The organism is Bradyrhizobium sp. B039 (assembly GCF_038965675.1).
In the GTDB taxonomy this organism is placed as follows: Bacteria; Pseudomonadota; Alphaproteobacteria; order Rhizobiales; family Xanthobacteraceae; genus Bradyrhizobium; species Bradyrhizobium diazoefficiens.
On record NZ_CP152416.1, the window covers coordinates 8014559 to 8032987 of the forward strand.

Annotated in this window: 16 protein-coding genes; 9 read left to right on the top strand and 7 right to left on the bottom strand. The window is 66.1% G+C overall.

The window, feature by feature from the left end:
• The first annotated feature begins 95 nt into the window (after window positions 1-95).
• Genes AAFG50_RS37750 through AAFG50_RS37760 form a run of 3 tightly spaced genes read left to right on the top strand, consistent with a single transcriptional unit; the run spans window position 96 to window position 2594 of the window.
• A complete protein-coding gene (locus AAFG50_RS37750) occupies window positions 96-1115 on the top strand; it encodes a hypothetical protein (RefSeq protein ID WP_038965387.1) in 1020 nt (339 codons plus the stop codon).
• 4 nt (window positions 1116-1119) lie between these two features.
• The gene (locus AAFG50_RS37755; RefSeq protein ID WP_011084326.1) at window positions 1120-2148 is read left to right on the top strand and encodes a peptidoglycan -binding protein; all 1029 of its coding nucleotides are present in this window, start codon (window positions 1120-1122) and stop codon (window positions 2146-2148) included.
• Window positions 2148-2594 (top strand): GNAT family N-acetyltransferase, encoded by a 447-nt coding sequence (locus AAFG50_RS37760; protein ID WP_028173454.1) that lies wholly within the window; start codon window positions 2148-2150, stop codon window positions 2592-2594. Before AAFG50_RS37755 ends, AAFG50_RS37760 begins: the two co-directional genes overlap by 1 nt.
• Before the next feature lie 196 nt (window positions 2595-2790).
• On the opposite strand, the gene AAFG50_RS37765 is transcribed toward AAFG50_RS37760, so the two are convergent.
• Window positions 2791-4641 carry an ABC transporter ATP-binding protein/permease gene (locus tag AAFG50_RS37765; RefSeq protein WP_028173455.1) on the bottom strand — a complete coding sequence of 617 codons (1851 nt, stop codon included), beginning with the start codon at window positions 4639-4641 and terminating at the stop codon, window positions 2791-2793.
• 201 nt (window positions 4642-4842) lie between these two features.
• Between AAFG50_RS37765 and rpmE the strand changes: the two genes are divergently transcribed.
• Window positions 4843-5070, top strand: a complete 228-nt coding sequence (rpmE, locus tag AAFG50_RS37770; RefSeq protein ID WP_011084323.1) for a 50S ribosomal protein L31 — start codon at window positions 4843-4845, stop codon at window positions 5068-5070.
• 207 nt (window positions 5071-5277) lie between these two features.
• Here the strand turns inward: rpmE and AAFG50_RS37775 are convergent, their stop codons facing one another.
• Together AAFG50_RS37775 and AAFG50_RS37780 are read right to left on the bottom strand one after the other, a co-directional pair.
• The gene (locus AAFG50_RS37775) at window positions 5278-5787 is read right to left on the bottom strand and encodes a DUF1465 family protein (RefSeq protein ID WP_011084322.1); all 510 of its coding nucleotides are present in this window, start codon (window positions 5785-5787) and stop codon (window positions 5278-5280) included.
• Window positions 5788-6365: 578 nt separating this feature from the next.
• A complete protein-coding gene (locus tag AAFG50_RS37780) occupies window positions 6366-6557 on the bottom strand; it encodes a DUF1192 domain-containing protein (protein ID WP_011084320.1) in 192 nt (63 codons plus the stop codon).
• A gap of 113 nt (window positions 6558-6670) precedes the next feature.
• Between AAFG50_RS37780 and AAFG50_RS37785 the strand changes: the two genes are divergently transcribed.
• Window positions 6671-7669, top strand: a complete 999-nt coding sequence (locus AAFG50_RS37785; RefSeq protein ID WP_028173456.1) for an NAD(P)H-quinone oxidoreductase — start codon at window positions 6671-6673, stop codon at window positions 7667-7669.
• Between the two features lie 139 nt (window positions 7670-7808).
• A complete protein-coding gene (locus AAFG50_RS37790) occupies window positions 7809-10685 on the top strand; it encodes an EAL domain-containing protein (RefSeq protein ID WP_028173457.1) in 2877 nt (958 codons plus the stop codon).
• Window positions 10686-10727: 42 nt separating this feature from the next.
• Here AAFG50_RS37790 and AAFG50_RS37795 read toward each other — a convergent pair whose 3' ends face one another.
• A complete protein-coding gene (locus AAFG50_RS37795; RefSeq protein ID WP_028173458.1) occupies window positions 10728-10994 on the bottom strand; it encodes a hypothetical protein in 267 nt (88 codons plus the stop codon).
• A gap of 153 nt (window positions 10995-11147) precedes the next feature.
• Here AAFG50_RS37795 and AAFG50_RS37800 point away from each other — a divergent pair, with 153 nt between their 5' ends.
• On the top strand, window positions 11148-12644 hold the full coding sequence (locus tag AAFG50_RS37800; protein ID WP_028173459.1) for a diguanylate cyclase: 1497 nt from the start codon (window positions 11148-11150) through the stop codon (window positions 12642-12644).
• Between the two features lie 133 nt (window positions 12645-12777).
• Here the strand turns inward: AAFG50_RS37800 and AAFG50_RS37805 are convergent, their stop codons facing one another.
• Window positions 12778-13653 (bottom strand): UTP--glucose-1-phosphate uridylyltransferase, encoded by an 876-nt coding sequence (locus AAFG50_RS37805; protein WP_028173460.1) that lies wholly within the window; start codon window positions 13651-13653, stop codon window positions 12778-12780.
• 200 nt (window positions 13654-13853) lie between these two features.
• Here AAFG50_RS37805 and AAFG50_RS37810 point away from each other — a divergent pair, with 200 nt between their 5' ends.
• Together AAFG50_RS37810 and AAFG50_RS37815 are read left to right on the top strand one after the other, a co-directional pair.
• Window positions 13854-15239 carry a lytic murein transglycosylase gene (locus tag AAFG50_RS37810; protein ID WP_186363040.1) on the top strand — a complete coding sequence of 462 codons (1386 nt, stop codon included), beginning with the start codon at window positions 13854-13856 and terminating at the stop codon, window positions 15237-15239.
• A 164-nt stretch (window positions 15240-15403) separates the two neighbouring features.
• The gene (locus AAFG50_RS37815; RefSeq protein ID WP_028173462.1) at window positions 15404-17113 is read left to right on the top strand and encodes a DUF459 domain-containing protein; all 1710 of its coding nucleotides are present in this window, start codon (window positions 15404-15406) and stop codon (window positions 17111-17113) included.
• A 68-nt stretch (window positions 17114-17181) separates the two neighbouring features.
• Here the strand turns inward: AAFG50_RS37815 and AAFG50_RS37820 are convergent, their stop codons facing one another.
• Both AAFG50_RS37820 and AAFG50_RS37825 read right to left on the bottom strand, forming a co-directional pair.
• Window positions 17182-17556 carry a CsbD family protein gene (locus AAFG50_RS37820; protein ID WP_011084312.1) on the bottom strand — a complete coding sequence of 125 codons (375 nt, stop codon included), beginning with the start codon at window positions 17554-17556 and terminating at the stop codon, window positions 17182-17184.
• A gap of 72 nt (window positions 17557-17628) precedes the next feature.
• A complete protein-coding gene (locus AAFG50_RS37825) occupies window positions 17629-18366 on the bottom strand; it encodes an SDR family oxidoreductase (protein ID WP_028173463.1) in 738 nt (245 codons plus the stop codon).
• Between the last annotated feature and the right edge of the window lie 63 nt (window positions 18367-18429).

The window sequence follows — 18429 nt, forward strand, 5'->3', positions numbered from 1 at the left end:
TCTCCACGGAATCCGCGCATCCGGCGCTTTTTTTGGGCTGGCGCTGTGCCATAGTGCGCGCCGCAAGCAAGCTTTCGTAACGGATGATACCGGACATGCCGTCAGGCGCCTCGCCCCGCTCCCCCATGGACATCGAATACACCAAGCTATCCTCGCCCAGCGTCTTCCTGGTGCGGATGCTGGTCTTCCTGGTGCTCTGCGCACTGGTGGGCGTGGTGCTCTACAAGCAGATCATCCAGGCCTTCTTCGCCAATCCGGGCCTCAACGCCCTGATCGGGGCGGTGCTGTTCATCGGCATCGTGCTGGCCTTCCGCCAGGTCATCCGGCTCTACCCAGAGGTGTCCTGGGTCAATAATTTCCGCATCGCCGATCCCGGCCTTGCCCCGGCCCGGCACCCCAAGCTGCTGGCGCCGATGGCCATGATCCTGGGCGGCGAGCGCACCGGGCGGATGACGATCACCCAGACCACGATGCGGCACCTGCTCGATTCGATCGCGACCCGCCTCGACGAGGCCCGGGACATCTCCCGCTACATGACCGGCCTGCTCGTCTTCCTCGGCCTGCTCGGCACCTTCTGGGGCCTGATCGAGACCGTCGGCTCGGTCGGCAAGGTGATCGACGGGCTCAAGGTCGGCGGCGATTCCGGGGCGCTGTTCGACACGCTGAAGGAGGGCCTCGCCGCCCCGCTCGGCGGCATGGGCATCTCGTTCTCCAGCTCCCTGTTCGGCCTCGCCGGCTCGCTGATCCTCGGCTTCCTCGACCTGCAATCGAGCCAGGCCCAGAACCGCTTCTACACCGACCTCGAGGACTGGCTCGCCACCACCGTGCGCGAATATGGCCGCGGCGAAGTGACCGTGGCCGCCACCGGCGGGGGTGTTGCCAGCGGCGAGCTTCAGGCGGCCGTCGAGCGGCTGCGCTCCGTGCTGGAGGAAGGCAGCGCCAGCCGCGGCACCACGGCGGCGATGGCGAGCCTTGCCGAAGCCATCCAGGCGCTGGTCTCGCACATGCGCACCGAGCAGCAGATGATCCGCGAATGGGCCGACGGCCAGGGCGAGCAGAACCGCGAGATCCGCCGCCTGCTGGAGCGGCTCGCGCGCCAGCCCGAGAAGGGTTAGCGACATGGCTCTAGCGCGCGGCCGCCGCAGCGACGGCGCCTTCAACTACTGGCCCGGCTTCGTCGACGCGCTGTCGACGCTGGTGCTGTCGATCGTGTTCCTGCTGTCGGTGTTCCTGGTCGTGCAGTTCTTCCTGTCGCAGGAGGTGAGCGGCAAGGACAAGGCGCTGGAGCAGCTCAACGCCAAGATCGCCCAGCTCAACGAGCTGCTCTCGCTGGAGAAGCTCGGCAAGCTCACGCTCGACGACCAGGTCTCGCAATTGAAGGCCGGCCTCGCCTCGGCGGAGTCCGAGCGCGACCGCATCAAGGGCCTCTATGACGGCCTGGCTGCCGCCGGCAACGACGCGCAGGGCAAGTCCACCGAACTCGGCAAGGCGTTGGACTCGGAGAAGGCGGTCTCGGCGCGGGCGCTGGCGCAGATCGAGGTGCTGAACCAGCAGATCAGCGCGCTGCGGCGGCAGCTCGCCGCGCTGGAAGAGGCGCTCGATGCCAGCGAGAAGCGCGACAAGGAATCGCAGAACCGGATCGCGGATCTCGGTTCTCGCTTGAACGTCGCCCTGGCGCAGCGCGTGCAGGAATTGTCGCGCTACCGCTCGGAGTTCTTCGGCCGCCTGCGCGCCATCCTCGGCAACCGCCCGGACATCCGCGTCGTCGGCGACCGCTTCGTATTCCAGTCCGAGGTGTTCTTCGACACCGGCCAGGCGACGCTCCTGCCCGAGGGGCGCGCCGAGCTCGACACGGTGGCGAACGCGCTGATCGAGCTCGACAAGAAGATCCCGGCCGAGATCGCATGGGTGCTGCGCGTCGACGGTCATACCGACGTGCGCCCCGTGAGCGGTGCGAGCTTCAAGTCGAACTGGGACCTGTCCGCGGCGCGCGCGATCTCGGTGGTGCAGTACCTGATCTCGCTCGGCGTGCCGGCCCAGCGCCTCGTCGCCGCCGGCTTCGGCGAATTCCAGCCGCTCGACACCGCCAACACGGAGGACGCCTACAAGCGCAACCGCCGCATCGAGCTGAAGCTGACGGAGCGGTAGTGAGCGCCCTCCACCTCCGCCCCTATCGCGCCGAGGACGAGGCTGCCGCCATCGACCTCTGGCATCGCACCTGGCAGCAGGCCTACCCGCAGATCGACTTCGCGGCGCGGCTGGACTGGTGGCGCGAGCGCTGGCGCAAGGATCTGGTGCCGAAGGCCTCGATCGTGGTTGCGGAGGCGGACGGCGCGCTAACCGGCTTCGTCACCATCGACGGCGAGGGCTATCTCGACCAGCTCGTGGTCGATCCCGCATCCTGGGGCTCGGATGCCGCGCGGCTGCTGGTGGAGGAAGCCAAGCGCCTGTCACCTTCTGGCGTCACGCTGCTCGTCAACAAGGACAACACGCGCGCCATCCGCTTCTACGAGCGCAACGGCTTTGCGCATGCCGGCGACGACGTGAATCCGACCTCGGGACGGCCGGTGCTGAAGATGGTGTGGAGGCCGTAGGCGCGCGCCAATCTCTCCGGCGTCGTCCCGGCGAAGGCCGGGACCCATACCGCGTGATCTATCGATAGGCGCAGGTGACCGTACCGTGAGAGGACTCTTCACTACGAGTCTTCGACAAACTTCTTCTTGGGGTTATGGGTCCCGGCCTTCGCCGGGACGACACCGAATTTAGGGCAGCCGGCGGGTGTCTCGCTCGTCACGCCCCCTCGAACTGCAGCCTCGCGAGCCTCGCGTAGAGCCCGTTCGCAGCCACCAGCTCGGCATGCGTGCCCTGCTCGACGATCTTGCCCTGGTCCATCACCAGGATGCGGTCGCAGGAGAGCACGGTGGCAAGCCTGTGGGCGATCACCAGCGTGGTGCGGTGCTTCATCAGCTCTTCGAGTGCGGTCTGAACCAGCGTCTCGCTTTCGGCGTCGAGCGCGGAGGTGGCTTCATCGAGCAGCAGCAGCGGCGCATCGCGCAGGATCGCGCGCGCGATCGCGATGCGCTGGCGCTGGCCGCCGGACAGCGTCACGCCGCGCTCGCCGAGCGGGGTGTCGAAGCCTTCGGGCAGGCGGCGGACGAACTCGGCGGCATGCGCGAGCTCGGCGGCGCGCTCGACCTCGGCATCGGTCGCATCGGGCCGGCCGAAGCGGATGTTCTCGCGGGCACTCGCGGCAAACACGTTCGATTCCTGCGGCACCAGCGCGATGCGGGAACGGAAATCACGGGGATCGGCGGACCTGACCGGCACGCCGTCGAGCGAGATCGCGCCGCTGCGCGGATCGTAGAAGCGCAGCAGCAGATGAAAGATCGTGCTCTTGCCGGCGCCGGAGGGACCGACGATCGCGACCTTCTCGCCGGGGCGCACGGTGAACGACACGGCGTCGAGCACCTTGACGTCGAGCCGTGCCGGATAAGCGAAGCTGACCTGGTCGAACCCGACCTCGCCGCGCGCCGGCACCGGCAGCGCGCGCGGTGAGGCGGGCGCCTTGATGTCGGGCTGCACATGCAGGATCTCGAACAGCCGCTCGGCAGCGCCTGAGGCCGCCGAGACTTCGCCCCAGACCTCGCTGAGCTGGCCGAGGCCGGCGGCCGCGAACGCGGCATAAAGCACGAACTGGCCGAGCCGCCCCGGCGAGATCGCGCCGGTCAGCACGTCATGCGAGCCGATCCAGAGGATCGCGACCACGCTTGCGAACACGATGAAGATGATGATGGCGGTGAGCACGGCGCGCGCCTGCGTCGAGGTGCGCGCGGCTTCATAGGCCTGCTCGACCTCGCCGCCGAAGCGCTTCGCAGCCAACCCTTCGCTGGTATAGGCCTGCACGGTGCGGATCGCGCCGACCAGCTCGCCCGCATAGGCGGAGGCCTCGGCGAGCGTGTCCTGCGCATTGCGCGACAGACGCCGCACCCAGCGCCCGAAGGCGACCAGCGGCAGCACGATCAGGGGAATGGCCAGCAACACGAAGCCCGACAGCTTCGGGCTGGTGATGACCATCATCGCCACCGCGCCGAAGAACATCATCAGGTTGCGCAGCGCGATCGACACCGAGGCGCCGACGGCGGATTTGAGCTGGGTGGTGTCGGCGGTGAGCCGCGAGATCAATTCGCCGCTGCGCGCGGAATCGAAGAAGGCGGGCGACAGCGACAGCAAATGAGCGAAGACATCGCGCCTGAGGTCGGCGACGATGCGCTCGCCGATCGTCATCACGAGGTAGTAGCGCGCGGCGCTCGCCAGCGCGAGCACGGCGACGACCGCGATCATCACCGAGAAGTAGCTGTTGATCAGCTCGATGCCCTCAGGCGTCAGGCCGAAATCGATCATCCGGCGCACCGCGACCGGCACCAGCAGCGTGGTCAGCGCGGCGATCGTGAGCGCGACGAAGGCGAGCGCGGCCCGGCCGCGATAGCGGGCCACATAGGGCGCGAGCGCGAGCAGCGGCCGCAGCTTGGCGCGGCCCTTGGCGGGCTGCTCGATCAGCTCGGCTTCGATGGACGGGGCCTCAGGCGGCGCGGCATCGCGCTCGTCGCGGTACTGGTCGTCAAGCCGTTCCACAGCGCTCATGAGATCGGACCCAGGGAGACAGATGTGCTCCACATAGGCCGGTGCGGGGGGAGTGGCAAATCCGGGATGTCCCTTAGGGGACGGCCCGGTTCTCCTTTGCCCACAATGGCTTGTTTTGAAGGGTCCGCTGGGGTATAGAGCCGGCCAAATCCGTCATTCGATAGCCACTCAAGCAAGGCGCAGGTCGCCCTAGGAATTGCCATGAAAGCCGAAATTCATCCGGATTATCATACGATTAAGGTCGTGATGACCGACGGAACCGAGTACCTGACCCGCTCCACCTGGGGCAAGGAAGGCGACACGCTGAACCTCGACATCGACCCGAAGTCGCACCCGGCCTGGACCGGCGGCAACGCCCAGATCATGGATCGCGGCGGCCGCGTCTCGCGCTTCCAGAAGAAGTTCTCGGGCTTCCTCAAGAAGGATTGATCCGGCCGTTTCGGCCGCGACGAAAAACGCCCCCGGGAGACCGGGGGCGTTTTTGTTTTTTCGGCTGTCATTCCGGGGCGCGACGAAGTCGCGAGCTATGATGCGCAATTGCGCATCTGAGAATCCATAACCACGATCGGGAGTATGGATTCCGGGCCCGCGCCAAGAGGCGCCTCCCGGAATGACGACCGAGATTGTCGATAGGGCTTACCGCTCGAACGCGGCCTTCAGCGCGTTGAGGTGCGGCACCAACGGGTTGCCGATCGCGATGTGCTCGGCCGGCGGGGTGTGGATGGTGGTGTCGAGGCGGCGCACGCGGGTCTGCAGGCTCATCGAGCGATGGATCAGATCCTGCAGCTGCGAGGGCAGCTTCTCGATGGTGTCGGCGGGACCGGGATCGGCCGCGCTGAGCTTGACCTTGGTCTTCTCGCGGTTGGCCTGGACCAGCGTCATCTCGCCTTCCTTCACCGCGCGGTGCAGCAGCAGCCAGGAGGCGAGCTGCATCAGGCGGGTGGTGAGGCGCATGCTCTCGGTCGCGTAGGTGAGGCTGACGGCGCGATCGAGGGCCTTGGCCTCGGTACGGCCGGCGCCGTCGAGATAGGCTGCGGTCTCTTCGACGAGGTCCATGCCCTCGCGGAACAGCGTGCCGAACGCAGCCGAATTGGTGAACCGCTCGCTGAGTTGAACGAGAGCGCCGTCGGCTTGCAAACGTTCCATGGTTAACGCCCCTTACGCAACTGTTTACCTGTCCGGCTTTGCGCCGGCTTTATGATGAACAAATCATTGCGCGGGCGGGACGCGGAGTCCAGCGACAAGCTCGGATATGGTTTCCGCGGGTCTTTCCTCGGAATTCAACCGCAACGAGACGCAAAAAAGAGCCGCCGGAAGACCGGCGGCTTTGAAAGTTGATAACAGGGAGGCGTCAAACAGAGTGGACAGGAGCCACTCGGTGTCCAAACGAGGACAGTTCCAGTCATAAAGCCGAAAGCTTAATCGACGGTAAACGAGCGAATTTTTTGAGGGTTCGTTAGCCATGTCGGTCAGTGGCCGAGTGCACTGCGGAACAAACTCCCCCTCGTCATTCCGGGGCGCGCCGAAGTCGCGAGCTATGATGCGCAATTGTGCATCTGAGAATCCATAACCACGAGCGGATGAGGCGACCCGGCTCTGTCAGCCTGCCCCCTGCAAAAGCCGGTGGTTATGGATTCCGGGCTCGGCGCTATCGCGCCGCCCCGGAATGACGACGAGGAGAGTTCGGGCGCCACGTCCTGGACACGAGAGTGGAGCGACAGCCGCTACGACTTGAAAATACTGTTCGCCGCGTCGCGCGAGGCGCGCTTCTTGGCGGCGGCTTCTTCCAGCCTTGCGATCTCGGTCTTGAGCAGGGCGACGCGCTCGGTCAGTTCCTCCACGGACAACAGTGAGAGATCCTGTCCGATTTCATGCGTGATCTTCTTGCGCGGGCGGTCGTCGTCTTCCGTCGCCATGATCGTTCCTCCTGCGTTCGCACCGGGCACACGGCTGAGGCGGTTGCCAGCTTGGACCGCGCTGGCTAAGCAATGGCCTCGTCTCCTCCCGCACCTTTGCTCAAGGACACATCATGGACAAGCTGCCCGCGCAAATGACCGTGGTCGCCATCTCCAAGCCCGGCGGACCGGAGGTGCTGGTGCCGGAACAACGGACCGTGCCGCAGCCCGGTCCCGACGAGATCCTGGTCAAGGTGCAGGCCGCCGGCGTCAACCGGCCCGACGTGGCGCAGCGTTCCGGCGCCTATCCGCCGCCGCCCGGCGCCAGCGACCTGCCGGGCCTGGAAATCGCCGGTGAAGTCGTCGCCGTCGGCAGCAATGCCAAGCGGCACAAGATCGGCGACAAGGTGATGTCGCTGGTCGCCGGCGGGGGCTATGCGCAGTACTGCATCGCCCAGGACGCCCAGGCGATGAGCGTGCCGCCGGCGCTGTCGATCAAGGAAGCCGGCGCGCTGCCGGAAACCCTGATGACGGTCTGGCACAACGTGTTTGAGCGCGGCGGCCTCAAGGCCGGCGAGACGCTGCTGATCCACGGCGGCTCCTCCGGCATCGGCACCATGGCGATCCAGCTTGCGAAGGCGTTCGGCGCGAAGGTGTTCGTCACCGTCGGCTCGCAGGACAAGATCGATGCCTGCCTCAAGCTCGGGGCCGACCGCGCCATCAACTACAAGACCGAAGACTTCGTCGCCGTGGTGAAGGCGGAGACCGGCAATGCCGGCGTCAACCTGATCCTCGACATGGTCGCCGGCGAGTATGTGGACCGCAACTACGACGCTGCCGCGGTTGACGGCCGCATCGTCCAGATCGCGACCCTCAACGGCCCCAAGGTCAGCGTCAACATCGCCAAGGTCATGGTCAAGCGCCTGACGCATACCGGCTCGACGCTGCGCCCCCGTAGTAATGCGGACAAGGCGGCGATGGTGGCCGCGATCGAGGCGAAAGTGATGCCGCTTCTGCGCGAAGGCCGGGTCAAACCGGTGATGGACAGCGCTTTCCCGCTGGAAAAGGCGGCCGATGCCCACCGGCGCATGGAGACGAGCGCACATATTGGCAAAATTGTGTTGGAGGCCTAGGCCTCTGACCCATAGAGGACGCCGGAAACCCTTTGATTTTCCTTGCTTTCGTGGCATCTATCGCGACGCACCGAACCAATTCCGTCCGGTCTGAAATCGCCTTGCACACGAAGTTTGCGTCGAACGCGGAGAACTGACCTTGCGTCTGATCAGGTGCCTCGCGCCCATCGCGCTGGGCCTCATGATTCTTGTCGCCGCGCTTCCGGCGCGCGCGCTCGACGCCGTCAGCGTCCGCGGTGACGCGCCCGCGATCGACCTCACCGGCGTGCTCGAGCATCAGCGCAGCGATGCCGACCGCATCCAGGTCTCGACCGCGCCCGGCACCGACGGCATCGTCCGCCGCATCGAGGTGCGCGCCCGCGAGGGCGGCCAGAACTGGGTGGTGTTCGCGCTCGCCAACAACACCGACGACCAGCTCGACCGCCTGATCGTCGCCCCGCATTACCGCATCGTCTCCTCGGGGCTGCTGTGGCCCGACCTCGGGCTGTCGCGCATCGCGACCATCACGCCCTCGACCGGCGACCGGCCGGAGCGGCAGGAAAGCCCGACCGCCGACGTCTTCCGCGTCACGCTCGACCCCGGCGCCGTCATCACCTTCGTCGCGGAGCTGCGCACCGACAAGCTGCCGCAGCTCTATCTGTGGGAGCCGGAAGCCTACAAGGACAAGGTCAATTCCTTCACGCTCTACCAGGGCATCGTGATCGGCATTTCGGGGCTGCTGGCGCTCGTTCTCACGATTCTGTTCGTGGTGAAGGGCAGCATCATGTTCCCGGCGGCAGCGGCGCTGGCCTGGGCCGTGCTGGTCTATATCGGCGTCGATTTCGGCTTCTGGGGCAAGGTGCTCGACATGTCGAACAACGCCGAGCGCATCTGGCGCGCGGCGGGTGAAGCGATCCTGGCGGCGACGCTGCTGGTGTTCCTGTTCGCCTATCTCAACCTCAGTCGATGGCATGTGCGCTATTCGCACATCACGGTGGGCTGGCTCGCCTTCCTCGGCTCGCTGGTCGCACTGGCGCTGTTCGACCCGGCGGTGGCCTCCGGCATCGCGCGCATCTCGCTGGTGCTGATCGCCTTCGCCGGCTTCGCCCTGATCGTCTATCTCTCCACCCACGGCTTCGACCGCGCGGTGCTCTTGATCCCGACCTGGTTCCTCCTGGTGGTCTGGGTGGTCGCGGCCGGCATGACGGTGGCGGGCTCCGTCACCAACGACATCGTCGGCCCGGCGCTGCTCGGCGGCCTCGTCCTGATCGTGATGCTGATCGGCTTCACGGTGATGCAGCACGCCTTCGCCGGCGGCGGCGCCACCACCGGCGTCGTCTCCGACATCGAGCGGCGCGCACTGGCACTCGCCGGTTCCGGCGATTTGATCTGGGACTGGGACGTCTCCGCCGACAAGGTCTTCACCAGCCCCGAGACCGAAGCCCTGCTCGGCCTCAAGCGCGGCACGCTGGAAGGCCCGGCGGCGTCCTGGCTGGAAGTGCTGCATCCGCTTGACCAGGACCGTTTCCGCGCCGCGCTCGACAGCGTGCTCGACCAGCGCCGCGGCCGCCTGGTGCAGGACTTCCGCCTGCGCACCCCGGACGGTCATTTCATGTGGTTCGCGCTGAAGGCGCGTCCCGTGGTCGGCTCCGACGGCGAGGTCTCGCGCGTGGTCGGCACGCTCACCGACGTCACCGAGCTGCGCAATGCCGAGGAGCGCCTGCTGCACGATTCCGTGCATGACAACCTCACCGGCCTGCCCAACCGCAAGCTGTTCATGGACCGGTTAGGCGCGGTCGCGCATTTCGCCAAGACCATGCCGACGCTGCGGCCGACGCTGATGGTGATCGACCTCGACCGCTTCAAGCAGGTCAACGATTCCGTCGGCATCGCGGTCGGCGATTCCATCCTGCTGACGCTGGCCCGCCGTCTCACCCGCATCCTGAAGCCGCAGGACACGCTGGCGCGGCTCGCCGGCGACCAGTTCGGCCTGATCCTGCTGTCGGAGCAGGATCCCGCCCGCATCACCGCCTTCGCCGAGACCATCCGCAAGACCATCCGTGCGCCGATCGCCTTCAACGAGCGCGAGATTTTTCTCACGGCCTCGATCGGGCTCGCACTTTCCGATCCTCAGACGCAATTGACGGACGAGATCATCAAGGATGCCGAGCTGGCGATGTATCACTCCAAGCGCATCGGCGGCGATCGCATCGACGTCTACAAGCCGGCGATGCGCGCCCGCAAGACCGACCGCCTGACGCTGGAAAGCGAGCTGCGCCGCGCCATCGAGCGGCAGGAGCTCACCATCCTCTACCAGCCGATCGTCCGGCTGGAGGACCGCTCCGTCGCCGGCTTCGAGGCGCTGGCGCGCTGGGACCACCCCAAGCTCGGGCGCATGGCGCCGTCGGAATTCATCACCATCGCCGAAGAGACCGGCCTGATCGTCGACCTCGGCATGTTCGTGCTCGACCAGACCGCAAAGCAGCTCTCTATCTGGCAGCGCGCGATGCGCTCGCGCGAGCCGATCTTCGCCTCCGTCAACGTCTCCTCGCGGCAATTGCTGCGCCACGACCTGATCCACGACATCCGCACCGTGCTGTCGCGCTCGTCGGTGGCGCGCGGCACGCTGAAGCTGGAATTGACGGAATCGCTGGTGATGGAGAACCCGGAGCACGCGGCGCAGATGCTGACGCGGATCCGCGAACTCGGCACCGGGCTGTCGCTCGACGATTTCGGCACCGGCCATTCCTCGCTGGCCTATCTCCAGCGCTTCCCGTTCGACACGATCAAGATCGACCAGTCGTTCGTGCGCACCACCAACCGCGGCACCCGCCCGGTGATCCTGAAGTCGATCATCGCGCTCGCGCACGATCTCGGCATGGACGTGGTCGCCGAAGGCGCCGAGACCGATTCCGACGCGGTCGAGCTCTACCAGATGGGCTGCGAATACGCGCAGGGCTTTGCCTTCGGCGAGCCGATGGACGCCGATGCGGCGATGCGCCTGCTGACGGAAGTGCGGCTGGAAGCGGCGAGCTGAACTCGCGACTCGCGCGCCACATCAACCTCGAGGTCGGCAGCTTCACCGCCGCCGGTCGTTCTTCTTCTTTTTCGTGAACCTGACGCTCGCGCCGTCCGGCATCCGTGTCGCCACGAACCCGGCGGCGAGGCAGGCCTCGCGCTGCGGCATCTGGATGTCGGGGCTGCGCAGGCTGTCCCACCATGAGGCGCGATTCGCCGCACGCGGCAGGGCCGCGCCGATGATCTCCTCGATCTGTTCAAAGCTCAGCACGAATTCGTCCTGCTTCTGCCGCAGCAGATAGTCGCGCAACGCGTCGTAGTCGTTCACCGTCGTCCTCTCGTCCGAAGCCGGATTTGCCCGATCAGGCCTGCCCAAAACCGTGAGCCGCATCAACCGTTTCTTAACTCATTGCGGCAGTGCCGTCCTACCTTAAACACTACTCAAGCTTTCGGGCGCATCCACTAGGATCGGGAGCAAACGATGCTGTCTGGATGGCGCGAAGTCACGGCCCGCCGGCCGTGGCGGATCTCGGCGAAATTGCTGATCATATCGTCCGTCGTGACGGTGATCGGCTTTTCCACCATTTGCGTCAACGTCATGCTCGACATGCGCCGCGGCGAGGAGGCACTCGCCCGCCAGACGCTGGAAAACCTGGCGACGACCATCGAGTCCGACGTCAGCCGCAACATCGAGATCTACGACCTGTCGCTGAAGGCGGTCGCCAACAACATGCTGCTGCCCGAGCTCGCGACGGTCTCCAAGACGGTCCGCCACCTCATCCTGTTCGACCATGCGACCACGGCACGGCATTTCGGCGCGATCCAGGTGTTCGATGCCGAGGGCAGGCTGACCATCGACGCTTCCACGCTCGATCCCCTGCCGGAGAGCCGGAGCGAGGAGGACTACTTTAGGGTTCATCACGACAATCCGGAAGCGGGCCTCTTCATCAGCCGGCCGATGCTGTTCCGCGGCACCTATTCCATCGTGCTCAGCCGGCGCATCAGCGACACCGACGGCGGCTTCCTTGGCGTCGTCGCCGGCTCGATCCGCTTCAGCTATTTCCACGAATTGTTCGAGCGCCTGAGCCTCGACCCTGAAGACACCATCACCGTGCTCAGGCGCGACCGCACCATCATCATGCGGCGGCCGTTCGATCTCGACGTCATTGGCAAGAACCTCGGCACGCGACCGGACTGGAAACCGGAAAACCTCCAGGTCGGAGGCTCCTTTGCGGGCAAGGGCCCGGTCGACGCCACCCCGCGGCTCTATGTCCGCAGCGGCGGGTCCAGTCCGCTGTTCGTGGTGGCCGGCAAGCCGCTGAGCGCCGTGTTCGCGCTGTGGCAGAAGGAAGCTTATCGCATCGGCGCCGTGGTGCTGGCGCTTGCACTGTTCGTGCTGGGATCGACGCTCGTGCTCGCACGCGAGATCGACCGACGCGCCGAGGCCGAGCGCAAGCTCGAGGAGATGGCAACAACCGACGCGCTCACCGGCCTGAAGAACCGCCGCAAGTTCGATGCTGTCATCGATGTCGAATGGCGGCGCGCGATGCGCCAGAAGACGCCGGTCGCGCTCCTGATGATCGATGCCGATCACTTCAAGGCCTACAACGACACGTTCGGCCACCAGGCCGGCGACCAGCTGCTGGTCGGCATCGCCATCTGCATTTCCGATTCGGTGAGCCGCGCCGGCGACTGCGCCGCGCGCTATGGCGGCGAGGAATTCGCCGTGCTGCTGCCGAACACCTCCGCCACCGAGGCCTTCGGGATCGCCGAGGCGATCCGCGGCAAGGTGCAGGGCTGGTCCGACGATGCGGCGACCTCGACGGTCTCCTGCGGCATCGCCAGTCTCGTCCCCGCCGCCGGCATGGACTGGTCGATCCTGGTCGCCGCCGCCGACAAGGCGCTCTATGCCGCGAAGGCGGGCGGGCGTAACCAGTCCGTGGTCGCGAGCTTGCCGAAGCTGTCGCTGGTGGCGTGATCTAGGCTGTCATTCCGGGGCGGCTCGAAGAGCCGAACCCGGAATCTCGAGATCCCCCGGTGCGCAATTGCGCACCTGAGGTCTGGTCCTTCGGACCATCCCGGGATGACATCGAAGGCGTCCGCCTTCGATGTCACTGCCCCAGATACTTCTTCATCTCCGCGATCAACCCGTCGCGCAGCTCGGGGCGCTTCAGGCCGTAGGCGATGTTGGCGCGGAGGAAGCCGGGCTTGGAGCCGCAATCATGGCGCTCGCCCTCGAACTCGACGCCGTAGAATTTTTGCGACCTGGCGAGGCCGATCATGGCGTCGGTGAGCTGGATCTCGCCGCCGGCGCCGCGCTCCTGGGTCTCCAGGATCTTGAAGATCTCCGGCTGGAGGATGTAGCGGCCGGTGATGGAAAGGTTGGAGGGCGCGGTGCCCTTGGCCGGCTTCTCCACCATGCCGTCGACCTCGAACATCTTGCCGGTGCGCTTGCCGACGCCGCAGATGCCGTATTGATGGGTGAGATGGTCGGGCACCGCCTCGACCGCGATCAGGTTGGATTTCTCGCCGAGCGAGGACGCGGTTTCGATCATCTGCTTCAGGCAGCCGGGCGTGTTGAGCACGAGCTCGTCCGGCAGCACGACCGCGAACGGCTCGTTGCCGACGATGTCGCGGGCGCACCAGACCGCGTGGCCGAGACCGAGCGGCGCCTGCTGGCGGGTGAAGCTGACGGCGCCGGCTTCCGGCTGGTTCTGCGCCAGGATCTCCTGCTCGGCCTTCTTGCCGCGCGCAGCCAGCGTCGCGTCGAGCTCGAACATCTTGTCGAAATGATCTTCGATGACATTCTTGTTGCGGCCGGTGACGAAGATGAAGTGCTCGATGCCGGCTTCCCTCGCCTCGTCATAGACGTACTGGATCAGCGGCTTATCGACGATGGTCAGCATTTCCTTCGGCATCGCCTTGGTGGCGGGCAGGACGCGGGTGCCGAGGCCGGCGACGGGGAATACGGCTTTGCGGATTTTCATGGGATCGATCGAATACCTGAGGACGTGAACGGAGCAATGTGATCTTGCTAGCTTGTTTGCAGCCGCTAACAAAGGCGGATGTGGGGCCTCGCCGTTACAGAGTTGAGAAAAAGGCCGACACCAAAATTTCATCTTTGTTAAGCTATTGGCAACCGCAACCGGGCCTCCTGATGGCGGATTTTTGGCCTGACAGGTGGGACATGATGCAATCAGTGGCAGGACTGGCAAAACGTGCTGGATCCGTGACCAGCGTGGCGTTGGTTGCGGCTGCCTTGCTGCTGCCGGCTTGCGCGCAGGCACAGGCGCAGAACGGCCTGTCGAACCTGTTCGGCGGTATTTTCTCCGGCTCGAACCCTGCTCCCTCGCAAGCCCCGCCAGGTCCCGGCGGCGCGCAACCCTGGAGCGGCGAGGACGGCGCTTCCGGTCATCCGCTGATGACGGCGGCCGCGATCCGCGAGGCCGCCTCCAATTTCAACAATTGCGTTGCGGGGATGTGGCCCGATGCCGCACGCCGCAACATCACCCAGGAAAATTTTCAGCGCTTCACCGCAGGGCTCGCGCCCGACCTGCGCATCATGGACCTGATGGACTCGCAGCCGGAGTTCACCAAGTCGATCTGGGACTATCTCGACATTCTCGTGAACGACAACCGCCTCGCCAAGGGCCGCGAGGTGCTCGCCAAGTACAAGGCGCAGTTCGACGCCACCGAAAAGGCCACCGGCGTCGATCGCTACATCATCGCCTCGATCTGGGGCATCGAGTCCAATTACTCGACGCAGATGGGCGACCGCAGCGTGCTGCAATCGACCGCGACGCTCGCCTGCATCGGCCGCCGCCAGGCTTATTTCAAGGACGAATTCCTCTCCGCGCTGGAGATACTCAACCGCGGCGATCTCAGGCCCGAGCAGATGCGCGGCTCCTGGGCCGGCGCCTTCGGCCCGACCCAGTTCATGCCGACCGCCTTCAAGCGCTTTGCCGTGGACGGCGATGGCGACGGACGGCGCGACGTCGTCGACAATCCCACCGACCTGATCGCTTCCACCGCCAACAACCTGAAGAAGGACGGCTGGCAGGCCGGCCAGACCTGGGGCTTTGAGGTCGTGGTGCCCCAGGGATTCAACTACATGCTGGCGGACCGCGCCAAGGCGATGACGATCGCGCAGTGGGAAAAGCTCGGCCTCAAGCGCGCGACGGGCCAGCCGTTCCCGCACCCGGCGGAGAAAGCCTATCTGCTGGCGCCGGCGGGCGCGCAGGGGCCGGGCTTCCTGATGCTTCAGAACTACCGGGTCATCATGAAGTACAACCCGGCCGAGGCCTATGCGCTGGCGATCGGCCATTTCGCCGACCGCCTGCGTGGCGGGCAGCCCTTCGTGCAGCCCTGGCCGCGGCAGGAACGCGAGCTGGCCCGCACGGAACGGCTGGAACTCCAGCAATTGTTGGCCCAGCGCGGCTTCTACAAAGGCACCCCGGACGGCCAGTTCGGCGGCCAGACCCGGGAGGCCTTGCGCAACTTCCAGGCCTCGATCGGGGTCCCCGCGGACGGTTTTGCGTCCTCCGACGTGCTGGAACGGCTGCGCGGACGGTGAAATCGCGCCGAAAGTAACCCTGAACAGGGATTTTGCGTGCCGGCCTTGACGGGGGCGGCGGTTCCCCGGTGTATGGCCAAAGAATCTGCGAGAGAATCTGCCCGTTTGGCGCCTGATTCCGTTATTATATCGAGCCACTTCCAGACCCGTTGCGGGTGCCCGAGATGTCGAAGAAGTCCCTGTTCAAGGCGCTGACCGAGACCGGCCCGCTGATCGCGCTGGGGACGGCGCTTGCGATTCTGGTATCGGTCGCGGGGCCCGCCTCGGCGCAATTCTTCAACTTCCCCGGCTTCGGCGGCCCGCCGCAACGTTCGGCCCCGCCGCCGCGCCAAGGCGGCGGTGGTGGCGGCTGGTTCGGCGGCGACTTCTTCGCGCCGTTCCAGCAGCAACAGCCGCAGGCCCCGCGCCAGGATTTTTCGCGCGCGCCGGCACCTAGCAAGCGTGACACCATTGCCGACAAGAACGTACTGGTGATCGGCGACGCCATGGCGGACTGGCTCGCCTACGGCCTGGAAGATGCCTACAGCGAGCAGCCCGACATGGGCGTGATCCGCAAGCACAAGACCACGTCCGGCCTGATCAAGTACCAGCCCAAGGGCGAACCTTCGGATTGGGCGGCGGCGGCCAAGGGCATCCTCGAGACCGAGAAGCCTGACGTCATCGTCGTCATGCTCGGCCTCAACGATCGCATCTCGATCCGCGAGCCGGTGGCTGAGAAATCCGACAAGGCTTCGGACAAGGACAAGAAGAACGACAAGGGCGCGCGCGCCAAGCCGCAAGGAAAGCCTGACGCGAAACCCGGCGACGCCAAGCCCGACACCGCGGCGAAGCCGGACGACAAGCCGGCCGATGCCGACCTGCCTCAGGATGACGCCGACAACGCCGACGCGCCGCAGGTCGCTGCTCCCGAGAAGACCGCACGCAACCCGAACGGCCTCTACGAATTCCGCGACGACCGCTGGGTCGAGCTCTACGGCAAGAAGATCGAGGAGCTGGCCAACGTCCTGAAGGCCAAGGGCGTGCCGGTGCTCTGGGTCGGCCTGCCCGCGATCCGCGGCCCCAAGGGCACGGCGGACATGCTGTTCCTGGATTCGCTCTATCGCGAGGGCGCGGCCAAGGCCGGCATCACCTATGTCGATGTCTGGGACGGCTTCGTCGACGAAGCCGGCCGCTTCCTCCAGAAGGGTCCCGACTTCGAGGGCCAGATCCGTCAGCTCCGCACCTATGACGGCGTCTTTTTCACCAAGCCCGGCGCGCGCAAGCTGGCGCACTATGTCGAGCGCGAGATCACGCGCCTGCTCGCAGGCCGCTCCGGCCCGATCGCGCTGCCGAGCGAGCCGGCGACGCCCGACACCAGCGTCGAGCCCGGCAAGCCCGCGCCGCGCCCGCTCGCCGGCCCGATCGTGCCGCTGGTCGCGGCCTCGATCTCGACCGATCAATTGCTGGGCGGCCCGGGCTCGCGTCCCGCCGCCGTCGATGCGCTCGCTGCCAAGACGATGGTGAAAGGCGAGCCGCTGACGGCCCCCGCAGGCCGTGCCGACGATTATGCCTGGCCGCGCCGCGAAGTCGGCCGCGAGCAGGCCAAGGGCGATACGCCGATGGCCACGACGACGCCCGACGGCGGCGCTCCTGCTCCCAGCGCGCCGGGCGCGGCGGCCGCGATCGCGCCGCCAAAGCTCGCACCGAAGAAGCCGCCGGTGGTGCAGCAGCCGGCACAGGCACCGCCGTCGTTCCGTGATTTCTTCGGCTTCGGCTCGCCGCAGCCGGCACCGCGTCAGCTGGCGCCGGCACCAGGGCCGCGCAATCCGGCTCAAAACCCCGCGATCCCGCGTCCGCCGGGCAATGTCGGCCGATCGGCGGAAGTGATCCGGTAGCTGGATTTCTGATGTAATGCGATTCCGGGCGCGCGAAGCGCGAGCCCGGAATGACGAGGCGGGGTGGCTCAGCCGTAATAGCGCCAGCGCGGCGGCGGGCGGCGTGCCGGCCGTGACATCAGCAGCGCGAGCGCGAAGCCGATGCCGCCAGCGACGAGCAGTGCGCCGAGCGGATTGTCCTGCACCTTCCTGGCAATCGCCTGCGAACCATCGCGGAAGGTCTCGCCGCTGTTGTCGTAGGCATCCTTGGCGTAGCCGGCCGCGGTCTCGCTGGCCTCACGCACGGCGTCCTTGGCCTGGCCGTAGAGATTCTGCACGGTGCCGGCAGCCTCGCGCGCCTTGCCCGACGCCTGTGTCTGCGCATCGCCCGCCAGATCTCCGACTGCGCCTTCCGCGCGGCCAGCGAATTCCTTGGCCGATCCAACAATTCGATCCTTGTCCATGTGGTCCTCCTCGGGGGTCAGCCGGAGTAACCGATCAGGCGCAGCGCAGTTCCAATCGCCTAGAGCAATCGCCTAGAGAATGAGTCCGCCATCGACGACCAGCGTCTGGCCGATGATGTAGGACGACAGCGGCGATGCCAGAAACAGCGCCGCGCCCGCCATGTCAGCCGGCGTGCCCAATCGCCGCAGGGGAATGCGCGACAAGGCACCTTCGAGCCGCTTGGGATTGTCGGTCGTGACCTTCGTCATTTTGGTATCGACGAGGCCGGGCGCGATACCGTTGACGCGAATGCCGTCCTCGGCCCAGGCCTCCCCTAGCGTGCGCGTCAATCCGACCGCACCGGTCTTCGAGGCGTTGTAGGCGGGATTGCCCATGGTGGAATGATAGGCCGCGGTCGAGGACACCATGATCAGCGCGCCCTTCGCATCCCGCAACATGGAATGAAACCGCGTCGCGCACGCCATCAGGCTCATCAGATTGACCTCGACGACCTTGCGGAAGCCGGTCATTTCAAATTCGCCCCGGCGATAGATCACAGCGCCTTGCGCAAGCACGAGGATGTCGAGCCAGTCGAAGGACGGCTTGAAGGCTTCGATCGCAGCGGGATTGCTGACGTCGAGTTGCGCGTAAGCAAGGCCGGTGAGATCGGAGCCTTCCTCAGCCGAATATTCCGTTGCGTGAGCACGCGTGCCGCAGACCGCGACATGCGCGCCCCTGGCGCGAAAGGCCTGCGCGATGCCGTTGCCGATGCCGCTGGAGCCGCCGACGACCAGCACCTGCTTGCCTGTGAAATCGAGCTCGTTCGCCATCGCGACCTCCCCTTTTATTTTGCTTGTTTGACCTGTCTGCGGATCGATGCCAGCCTTGTCAAT